This is a genomic window from Sessilibacter sp. MAH1 (genome assembly GCF_054658315.1).
This window is the reverse complement of the sequence record NZ_BAAGIC010000017.1, coordinates 38,042-48,625: the sequence shown is the minus strand read 5'-3', so window position 1 is coordinate 48,625 and position 10,584 is coordinate 38,042. Positions and strand designations below refer to the sequence as shown.

General features: G+C 45.0%; 11 protein-coding genes. 7 read left to right on the top strand and 4 right to left on the bottom strand.

From position 1 onward, the window contains the following. From ACYQ28_RS15620 to ACYQ28_RS15605, 4 genes are all read left to right on the top strand, one after another. On the top strand, positions 1–727 hold a 727-nt coding region (locus ACYQ28_RS15620), incomplete at its 5' end, for a hypothetical protein (protein ID WP_460164726.1). Positions 728–1,041: 314 nt separating this feature from the next. Further along, a complete protein-coding gene (locus tag ACYQ28_RS15615; RefSeq protein WP_460051646.1) occupies positions 1,042–1,689 on the top strand; it encodes an MBL fold metallo-hydrolase in 648 nt (215 codons plus the stop codon). 1 nt (position 1,690) lies between these two features. Then, on the top strand, positions 1,691–2,407 hold the full coding sequence (locus tag ACYQ28_RS15610) for a M48 family metallopeptidase (RefSeq protein WP_460051703.1): 717 nt from the start codon (positions 1,691–1,693) through the stop codon (positions 2,405–2,407). A gap of 76 nt (positions 2,408–2,483) precedes the next feature. Further along, complete coding sequence (locus ACYQ28_RS15605) at positions 2,484–2,852, top strand: DUF2750 domain-containing protein (RefSeq protein ID WP_460051647.1); 369 nt, start codon at positions 2,484–2,486, stop codon at positions 2,850–2,852. 74 nt (positions 2,853–2,926) lie between these two features. Here the strand turns inward: ACYQ28_RS15605 and ACYQ28_RS15600 are convergent, their stop codons facing one another. The 4 genes from ACYQ28_RS15600 to ACYQ28_RS15585 form a co-directional block, all read right to left on the bottom strand. Beyond that, positions 2,927–3,409, bottom strand: a complete 483-nt coding sequence (locus tag ACYQ28_RS15600) for a peroxiredoxin family protein (protein ID WP_460051649.1) — start codon at positions 3,407–3,409, stop codon at positions 2,927–2,929. Positions 3,410–3,518: 109 nt separating this feature from the next. Continuing rightward, on the bottom strand, positions 3,519–4,181 hold the full coding sequence (locus tag ACYQ28_RS15595; RefSeq protein WP_460051650.1) for an HAD family hydrolase: 663 nt from the start codon (positions 4,179–4,181) through the stop codon (positions 3,519–3,521). A 414-nt stretch (positions 4,182–4,595) separates the two neighbouring features. Next, positions 4,596–4,904 (bottom strand): c-type cytochrome, encoded by a 309-nt coding sequence (locus ACYQ28_RS15590; protein WP_460051652.1) that lies wholly within the window; start codon positions 4,902–4,904, stop codon positions 4,596–4,598. 174 nt (positions 4,905–5,078) lie between these two features. Beyond that, entirely contained in the window at positions 5,079–6,731 is a 1,653-nt protein-coding gene (locus tag ACYQ28_RS15585) for an acetolactate synthase large subunit (protein WP_460051653.1), read from the bottom strand. A 381-nt stretch (positions 6,732–7,112) separates the two neighbouring features. Here ACYQ28_RS15585 and parC point away from each other — a divergent pair, with 381 nt between their 5' ends. From parC to ACYQ28_RS15570, 3 genes are all read left to right on the top strand, one after another. Further along, positions 7,113–9,359, top strand: a complete 2,247-nt coding sequence (gene parC, locus ACYQ28_RS15580; protein ID WP_460051654.1) for a DNA topoisomerase IV subunit A — start codon at positions 7,113–7,115, stop codon at positions 9,357–9,359. 269 nt (positions 9,360–9,628) lie between these two features. Further along, positions 9,629–9,940: a DUF2834 domain-containing protein gene (locus ACYQ28_RS15575; protein ID WP_460051655.1), complete on the top strand. Its 312-nt coding sequence runs from the start codon at positions 9,629–9,631 to the stop codon at positions 9,938–9,940. Between the two features lie 219 nt (positions 9,941–10,159). Beyond that, a complete protein-coding gene (locus tag ACYQ28_RS15570; RefSeq protein WP_460051656.1) occupies positions 10,160–10,435 on the top strand; it encodes a PilZ domain-containing protein in 276 nt (91 codons plus the stop codon). Positions 10,436–10,584: the final 149 nt, after the last annotated feature.

Here is a 10,584-nt window from a genome sequence, read left to right as displayed (position 1 = left end):
TGAACAAGTAGAACAAGTAGAACAAGTAGAACAAGTAGAACAAGTAGAACAAGTAGAACAAGTAGAACAAGTAGAACAAGTAGAACAGGTGGTCGCGATAAATTCAGTTAATGCTAAATACTTGGACAATCAAAAAAAGACGCAAGAGTTTATTAGCGAACTTTCTATCGGCCCCGTTTTTAATTCTGATTTAAATTATGTCTTGACTCTCGATACTGAAAACGATTTTTCATTTTATGATTTATCGACAACAACTGCTGAAGTAATGTGGTTCGATGAAAATATTGATTTGTTAGAGACCGAATATCGACTTAGCTTGAGTGACTTGATACTGAATAAATCCGTATCTGCCGAAAAATACGGTTTAATAAATAATCTGTCGCTGTTTGACCGAGGCTCCCTAGTTCATAGCTCGGATGTAAATATGGAGTCGTTTATGAATGAACCGGTGCATGTTATAAAACACACGAAAAAAATTACCGTGAGTTTTTTGGTGATTATCTCCGATATAAATTCGGGTCAGCAATTGCAGTCGAGAATTATCGATTTAAATGTCGATTATGTGGATTACAGTGTTAAGGCTGAGCAACTGGGTGAGACGGTTTTTATCCCCTATATTTTCGCAACCATTCCCAATGATCGATATTTGTTGGACGAAACCTTCCGCTACGGTCGTGAGCTGTTGTTATCTCGATTCACAAATCCTATTAATCTCGCGGAGTTTTAATAAATATTCGCAAGTTGTTTGCAATTACCTGCAAATAAATTTTAGGAAACTCTGATTAACCTAGAATTTCCAGCGACACAAGGATGTGTCGCCAATTTCAAGAACGGTAAGTGATTGAAATTGTGAAGAAATTGGAAATCGTATTTTCAATTTCTGTCCTCTGATTAAATCAGGGATGAGTTAATCAGAGGTTCCTTTAGTGTAATTACTGATGGCATTACTCGGAAAACGCCGAGTCTGTAGCGCATCTGCTTTCACATCAATCTAAACTCGGTATACTTGGCCTAGGCATTCTCTCGTGTGGTATTTAGGCTATGTTAAAATTTGAGCTGGTTCCTGTTACGCATTTTCAACAAAATTGCAGTGTTGTTTGGTGCAGTGAAACCAATCATGCGGCATTAATTGATCCCGGTGGTGAACCGGAGCGCATCATGCAAGTGGTGGAGCGACTTAAACTTACCGTGGTGGCAATTTGGCTAACCCACGGCCATCTCGATCATGTTGGTGCTTCAAATGCGCTCGCTAAAACACTCAAGGTTGATGTTATCGGCCCACACAAAGACGACGAATTTTGGCTTAAGGCGCTACCCGAACAAAGTAAGATGATGGGTTTCGCCGCTCATGATGCTCTGGCGCCAACACGTTGGTTAAATGACGGCGATACATTGTCGTTGGGTAATTTAACTTTTTCGGTATTGCATTGCCCAGGTCATACACCGGGCCACGTGGTATTGTTTGAGTCAAATTCAAAAATGGCATTTGTGGGTGACGTGATTTTTGCCGGATCGGTTGGTAGAACAGATTTCCCGCGCAGTAATTCTAAGCAACTGATTGATTCCATTCGTGAGAAATTATGGCCATTAGGCGATGATGTGAAGTTTGTTCCCGGACACGGCCCAATGTCTACCTTTGGCCAAGAGCGGCGCGTCAATCCCTTTGTTGCGGATGCTCGATTTGGCTAGCGTGGCAGAAGTTGGTACTTCGACGGGTTTAGGTTTTCCCTATTCTTTGCGGCGTTCGCGACGACGAAAATCCCTGGAAGTCAGAATCAGTCAGGGACAGGTTTTGGTGTCGGTACCGCACTTTGTTAATGAGCCGGAAGTTTTACGATTTTTAATCAGTAAGCGTGCTTGGATTCTAAAAAAAGTTGGTGAGCAAAATCATCTACTCGATACAAAACCAAAGCGCGAATTTTGTGATGGTGCGAATTGGCCGTATTTAAACGAGAACTTAACACTACGGCTTTATTTTGGCTCCAAGCTTGATGTTAATCGTCGTGATAACGAACTGCTGATCAGTTTATCGCGACGATCAAAAAGCAGTATTGAGTCACAGGTGCGAGGCGCATTAGAGTTTTGGTACAAAGAGCAGGCTTTAAGAGTTCTCTCTGAAAAGAGTTTTGCGCTTGCCAAGCTGATTAACCAAGACTTTACTGAAGTTCGAGTTCGCAAAACCAAGTCGCGTTGGGGGCATTGCACCAGTAAAGGTGTGCTGCAATACAACTGGTTAATAATGCTTGCACCGGAAGCTATCGCGGATTATTTAGTGGCGCACGAAGTGAGTCATCTGCGTCACTTTAATCACAGCCCTGAATTTTGGTCATTGGTGGCGAGTTTGTGCCCCGATTATCAACAACGACGCCGATGGTTGAAATCCGAAGGTTTTAGCCTGTGGTTTTGATGTTAGGTTTTGATAAATGTCTGTCGCATAGATCCACAATAATTCATAATCGAATTTTTTAGCCCGGAAAGATCCCATGAGCACGCTTCCACTGAGCAACGATTTAGACGAAAACTATGACCGCTTCATTGTTGAAGCCCTAGAGACTGGTTGTGTTTGGGGATTGTGTAATGAAGAAGGTTGGGCGGTATGTCCTTCTGAGGCCAGCCCTAATCGCGATGTTATGCCGTTTTGGTCACAGCCAGAATTTGCAGAGGTGTTGTGTGATGACGAATGGCAAGATTACGAAGTTACCGCTGTAAGCACAGAGGAATTTTTAGAAGAGTGGCTAACTGGCTTACACGATGACGAAGTGTTGGTGGGAGTTAACTGGAACGAAAATCTTGAGGGTGATGAAATTGAGCCGCTGGATTTATTAGAAGATTTCGATGGCGAACTAGAGTAAAAACGCTTTTCAATGAAAAAAAAACGAGCCTAAGGCTCGTTTTTTTATGCGTTTAATTTGGTTCGGAAAATCTATTAAAGCTCCAATGCTTCTCTAACCGCAGCCACAGCCGTCTCTTTACTGGTGCCTTTTTGACGAATGTAGGTGATGTTTTTATTCTCGTCCATCACAAATAAACCTGGAGTTCCTACAACGCCATAGCGTTGTGCCACTCGATCGGCTTGCAGCAACAGTTGCATGCCATAACCTTGTTTTTCCATGTAGGCTTTGGGGTCGCCGTCATCCCAAACATCTAAGGCATAGAATTTAACGTTTTGATCTTCGAGCTCAGCTCTTAAGGCATCTAACTCAGGCATTAGCTCGTGACAGAATGGACACCAAGTCGCCCAGAATAAAATAACCGCTTTTTGTCCCTCTGCGTCAGCGTACAAAGATATTCGTTCGCCGTCTCCAGTGGTTAAAATCCAGTCTGGAGCCTTTTCGCCACTTTGAGGTGGCATAGCTGCAAAGGCAGCAGTTGCAAAAAACATCCAAAATACAGCAGCAATCACTCGCATGAGAATTTCCAAATCATTATTGGTTTGTGTTCGACGTCGCCTTTTGACCTAGGTGGATTTTGATGGTTCCCAAGCGAACGTTTTGTGAAAGATTTGCGATATTTTTTACTTAATGGCCTGTGTAATTTCGCAACAGTTCAGGCAAATTTATCATGTCGTCGAAGGTGATAACCGCTCCCGCTGTCAATTGATCTTGTATGTTCATACCCGGCGCGTAAGCAAAGACGGTCATGCCAGCGGCGGCCGCAGCACGGATTCCCACCACTGAGTCCTCAATAGCGGCGCAATCTTGAGGATTGGTGTTAAGTCGGCGAGCGGCCTCCAGATAAACATCGGGGGCGGGCTTTGCTGCATCGACATCTTCAACGCAAACAGCGTCTAGAAAATAGTCTGTGAGCCTTGCTCGGGTGAGTTTGAGTTTAAGGCTTTCGCGCTGAGTATTGGTGGCTACTGCTTTAGGCAAGGCGATGTTCTGTAAAGCATATTCAATATTGTTAATGGTTTGTAGGTTGGTTTGTAGCTCGTGAACGAATCGTTGATAGAGTTTTTGCTGGAACGATTCTGGAACTGGGTAACCCAATAACTCGGCTGCTTGTTGCAGATTATCTGCCACAGATTTGCCCGCAAAATAATGCAACATCTGCTCGTAGCTTAATTCGAGTCCCAATTCGTTAAGACCCTTCTGCCACAAGATGTTGGTCATATGTTCGGTATCCACAAGAACGCCATCGCAATCAAAAATAACGGCTTTAAAAGGGAATGTATTTGTCATGGACCTTCCAAATCTTATGTAAATTCTTTCCAGATGCTTTTAAATCAAGGCTGAACACGAAAAGCGATAAAAGAATGATCGTACCACGCCTGAAAGGAGCGGTTTTTATCGAATGCTGAGTTGGGTGCAAAAATCGGGAAATATCTTTAGAAACTTCCTTAAGAAACTTCCTTAAGAAACTTCTGATTGGCACATCCATGATTGAATCAGAGGGCAGAAATTGACGGTGCGATTTCCAATTTCTTCACAACTTCAAGCTCCTACTGTTTTTGAAATTGGCGATATATCCTTGAGTCGCGGGCAACGTGGATAAATCAGAGTTTTCTTTAACAGCATAACGCGATTGATAAAGAAAAAAACCGGGAACAAGAATCCCGGTTTTTTCTAGGTCGACCAAGAGATGCAGGGAGCGACTTATAGACTTGCAAAATAAGCTGCTAAGTCTTCGATATCTTGATCTGAAAGACCTGCGGCCATCGGAGTCATGAAATCTGATAAACCACCTTTACGCTCTCCGGCACGATAGGCTTTAAGAGCATTTACAAGATAGTCAGCATTTTGACCGCCGATTTTTGGGTAGTTTGGAGCGACGGTAGTTTTACCATCGGGTCCGTGACAGCTTGCGCAAAAGGCTGATTTAGCTTGTCCAGCGGCTGGGTCGCCCGCGGCCATGGCTCCGAAGCTGACGAATGTGGCAATAATTGCAGCGCTTATTTTTTTCATGGTATTTCCTAATCACAGGTTATTGAAATCACGTAATTCGACCTTGCTTGTTATTTCTCAAGTTCACCGGAATTGCGAATATAACAAACCAAAGTTCGGATAAATGTCTGCTATTTGTATGCTTTAGTGGCCTATAACATACCATAAAGAAGACAATATTTTGCCGCCTTAATTTTAAATAGGGCAGGTCATTTCACCGAGTTTTTTCGTCAATTTTACGTTTTCAGTGTAGTCGATAGGAATTACCACAAGGCTTGGGCCGGGCTCAGAAATGGCTTTTTTTAGCTCGGTCTGCAAATCATCGGCATTGGAGACATGATGACCGTTCCATCCAAATGCCGCCGCCAGCTTTAACCAGTCCGGATTGCCAAAGGCCAAATCGGTGTGGCGGCCAAATTCGTTTTCTTGTTTCCAGCCAATCAAGCCGTAACCGCCGTCTTCCCACACCATGACCGTTAGGTTGCACTTGAGTCGAGCCGCGGTTTCCATTTCTTGCACGTTCATCATAAAACCACCGTCACCGCAGATTGCCAAAATATTGCGCTCTGGATACACAAGACTTGCTGATATGGCGCCGGGCAGTGCAAAACCCATGGAGCAAAAGCCGTTGGGAATTAAGCTGGTGTTGGGCTCGTGACTGATCCAATGACGAGCGATCCACATTTTGTGCGCGCCTACGTCACTGAGTAAAATGTCTTCTGGGTTTAACACTTGGCGAGCATCCCAAAGGGCTTTTTGCGGACGAATTGGGCCGCTGCCTGAATCGTCTTTGTGGGCTTCAAGTTCGGTAGTCATATCGCGGCGTACACTGCGTTGCACGCTAAGGTCAAAATCGAAAGGACCGTGAGCATCAATTCGTTCATTGAGCATCCACAGCGCGTGTGCTAAATCGCCAACGATCTCTACTGAAGGATCGTAGTTCTCATCGATTTCTGCCGGTAGAAAATCGATGTGCAGAACCTCTTTCTCGCCGCCGGGATTCCAAAGTTTGGGATGATATTCAACCATGTCGTAACCGATGGTGATGACCAGATCAGAGGCATCTATGGCGCAGGCGGGAATATCTTTGCTACCCAAACCAATGGTATAGAGACTGTATTCGGCGGACATATCCACACAACCTTTGGCCATAAAGGTGTTCAGCACACCAATGCCGGTTTTCTCGCACAAAAGACGCAGTTGCTTTGAGGCTCGGCGGCGAATACAGCCATTACCGGCGATGATGATCGGGCTTTTAGCGGCTTTGATTCGTGCAAACGCTTGATCAATGATTTTATCGGCAGGTACTGGTCGGCGGAATTTTTTGACCTTCAGAGGCTGCTTGTCAACCTTTAGCTTGGCGATATCCTCGGGCAATTCTATGTGCACTGCACCGGGCTTTTCGGTGCGAGCTAGACGCACGGCCTTGCGAACGATTTCTGGAATATTTTCTGGATGCCAAACGGTGGTGGCCCATTTGGTGACCGGCTCGAACATATCGACCACGTTCATGACCTGATGGGATTCTTTGTGGAGACGAGTTGAAGCGCCCTGGCCGGTAAGCACCAGCATAGGCGCACGATCCATGTTGGAGTCCGCAACGCCGGTGATTAAATTGGTGGCACCTGGGCCAAGTGTTCCTAAGCAACCTGCGGGATTGCCGGTGAGTCGGCCATAGATCTCTGCCATAAAGGCCGCGCCCTGTTCGTGGCGAGTGAGAATGAAGCGAATTTTTTTGCTTTTCTCCAGCGACATCATGAAATCGGCATTCTCTTCACCGGGAACACCAAAAATGTATTCGATGCCTTCTTCTTCTAAACATTGCACCATCAAATCGGATGCTTTCATGGTAATACCCTCATACTTTTTGTCTTGCTCTGTATTTTCTGCTTGCCACTACTTTGCGTTTGCGCTTTTTGACTGCTCACGACTCTTATCGTTGCGTTTGTACCACCTTGTGGCGAGTGACTTTTTGACAGGATTGCGTAAATTTAAAAGATTTTGTCACTCGGGTGTGGTCATTGGAAGCCATTGGCCCTTGAGTATTTTCCATTACCTTCATAGTTTGCTTTTTATTGGCAGGTTCGATAGCGCCACGCACTGGTAAGCTATAAAGTTGTTATCAGTCCTCGTTGTGTGAATGAGCGAGGTGAAAGCAAATTGCTCCTAACGGAGGCGTTTGGTATAAGCCTATAGCAAACGAGTAATTCAGAATTTAGGATAGATTGTATGACCGAGCTGACTTACGGAGCCGATGGTGAAGAAACCATGGCTCTGAGAGCCTTCACCGAAAAAGCGTACCTCGATTACAGCATGTACGTGATTTTAGATCGTGCGTTACCTCATGTTGGCGACGGGTTAAAACCTGTACAGCGTCGCATCATCTACGCCATGAGCGAACTCGGCTTACAATCTACAGCGAAGTTCAAAAAGTCTGCCAGAACCGTGGGTGACGTGATTGGTAAGTTCCACCCACACGGTGATAGCGCAGCCTACGAAGCCATGGTACTCATGGCGCAGCCTTTCTCTTATCGCTATCCATTGGTGGATGGTCAAGGCAACTGGGGTTCCCCGGATAACCCTAAGTCGTTCGCGGCCATGCGTTACACCGAGGCGCGTTTAGCCAAATACGCAGAAGCGCTGCTTGCCGAGGCGGGACAGGGCACTGTTGAGTGGCTGCCCAACTTTGACGGTACCTTAGAAGAACCGAAGGTGTTACCGGCGCAGGTGCCTAATGTGCTGCTCAATGGCACGACAGGTATCGCCGTGGGCATGGCAACCGACATTCCACCTCATAACCTACGTGAAGTGGTTAATGCCACCATTCATCTGCTCGATAATCCAAACGCCAGTGTTGCTGAACTGTGTCAGTTTTTACCTGGCCCAGATATGCCAACTGATGCGGAAATCGTAACCGGCCCAGCGGAGCTGCAAAAAATTTACGAAACCGGTCGCGGCGGCTTAAAAATGCGTGCCCTTTGGACCAAAGAAGACGGTGATGTTGTGATTACGGCGTTACCCTATCAGTCCAGTGGCGAAAAAATCATGGAGCAAATCGCCAACCAAATGCAGGCGAAAAAGCTGCCTATGGTTGCCGATTTGCGAGACGAATCCGATCACGAAAATCCAACGCGATTAGTGATCGTGCCGCGCTCGAACCGCATCGACCTCGAACAATTGATGAATCACCTATTTGCCACCACGGATCTAGAACGCAGTTATCGCGTCAATGTAAACGTGATTGGTATCGACGGCAAACCGCAAGTTAAGCCTTTAAATGTACTTTTGGGTGAGTGGCTAACCTTCCGGTTAGATACCGTTCGCAAACGTCTTTCGTACCGACTGGAAAAGGTTGAAGAGCGGTTATTGCGATTAGCGGCTTTGATGTTGGTATATCTCAACGTTGATGAAGTCATCGAAATTATTCGTAATGAAGACAAGCCTAAGCCTGTACTCATGGAGCGTTTTAATCTTATCGAAATGCAAGCTGAGTACATTCTTGATACACGCTTACGTCAGTTAGCGCGTTTAGAAGAAATGAAAATCCGCGAAGAGCAAGAAAAGCTCGAAAAAGAACGCGACGATTTAGAAAAAATTCTCGGCTCAGATCGACGCTTAAAAACCTTGGTTCGCAAAGAGCTTGAAAACGCCAGTAAAGAGTTTGGCGACGATCGTCGTTCACCGATAGTTGAGCGCGCCGAAGCCCAAGCTTTTAGTGAAGCTGATTTACTCAGTAGCGATCCAACAACCGTTGTTCTCTCTGAAAAAGGCTGGATTCGCGCCGCAAAAGGTCATGATATTGATCCGGCCGCACTCAGTTACAAATCCGGCGATAGCTTCAAATTTGCTGCACGCGGTAAAAGTAACCAAGCCGTAATATTACTCGATTCAACCGGACGCAGTTATTCTTTGGCAGTACACGCATTGCCGTCGGCAAGAGGCCAAGGCGAGCCGGTTACCGGTAAACTAAATCCACCCAGTGGCGCAACCTTTGAAGGTATGGTCATGGGCGAAAATGATCAGAAATACCTGGTCGCAAGTGATGCCGGTTATGGATTTATTGCCAAGCTTGAAGATATGCACACTAAAAACAGTCGTGGTAAAGCGCTGTTAAATGTTCCTGAAGGCGCGAAGGTTTTGCCTTTGGTTGATGTGCCCAGCGACGATGGTGCAATATTAATTGCGATCAGTAACGAAGGGCGAATGGTTGCCTTTCCGGTTGGTGAATTACCAGAATTGGCGCGTGGTAAGGGCAATAAAATTATCAACATTGCCAGTGCGCGTGTGAAAGATCGCCAAGAATATGTTGTTGCAGTTGCGATCTTAACCGAATTGCAAAAACTCGTTATTCATGCCGGAAAACGAAAAACGGTGATGAAGCACAGTGATCTGGAGCATTACTTGGGGGAGCGTGGCCGACGTGGCAATAAACTTCCAAGAGGCTTCCAAAAGGTCGATGCCGTAGAGATTGAGTAACTTAATCTCTTACGTTAACTCAAAGGAGCTCTGCTTAACCCGGAGTTTCCGGCGACACAAATCTATATTGCCAATTTCAAGAACGGTAAGGGATTGAAATTGGCAAGAAGTTTTTCAATCACACGGTAAATTTCCGTGCTCTGATTAAATCGCAGACGAGTTAATTCTTCATTTCTCTATGTGATCAACTCTCTAAGTGATCAAGGTGTAATGGGTGTGAGTGTGATTATGCGCTCACACAACGTTGTGCTTTGGGGTGAATGCATTTTATGGCGAAATTATATTTAGTATTAACGGTGCTGGGAATTATTCTACCGCTCTATGCGTTTGTTTCTTGGCTCATCGCTCACGGATTTAATGTCGCTCTATTTGTTAGCCAAATTGTTGACAACAAAATAAGTCTATTCGCTTGGCTGGATGTCATTGTCGCTGCGGTTGTTTCAATTATTTTTATTGTAACCAACGGCGCTAAGCATCAGATTCCTAATCGATGGTTAGCGATCTTGGGCACACTTACCGTGGGAGTGTCGTGTGGCCTACCATTGTATTTGTATTTAAGAGAGCGACATTTAAAAAATTGATGGCTTAAATGTGCTCTACAAAACGGTTTAGGGTGTGGTAATTTTAGTAACCTTAAAGAAGGCTTCAATGCGTCAGATTATTAGTAAACAATAAATCAGCATTAGCCTGTATATGCCAAAACGCTGCTAAGAAATTATTATCAATTTGAATTCGCAATTTAATCGCGCAGACCTATACTGAAGGTTCATCCCAATAATTACCACAGCTTCGAGGTCACTATGATAGAGAAGCGACGAAGTGAACGCACGCATTGTCATTGCACCGTCGAAATACAACCACTGGATCACGTTGTGGTTATGAATCGATTACGGTGTAGAGATGTATCTGACACAGGTGTTTACCTTTACGGCGACGATATACAAGGTTACGCCCAAGGCACCAAAGTCAGTTTAAGAGTGTGTTCGGTTTTGCCAAATCAAAAGATTAATGTTGCCCGCGTTGTGCGTAATGATCAATCGGGTTTGGCACTTGAGTTTGTCTCGGAACACCTTTGATACATATCTTGTTGTCGATATCATCTTCGTTGGAGTATTACGCCGACGATGAATTATTATTTTCTTAAAATCTATTCCAAAATAAGAGTTGAGACTTTTGCTCATCTGCCTTAAAAAGCACCTGCCGATTAAGTTGCTTCTAAGTTTTA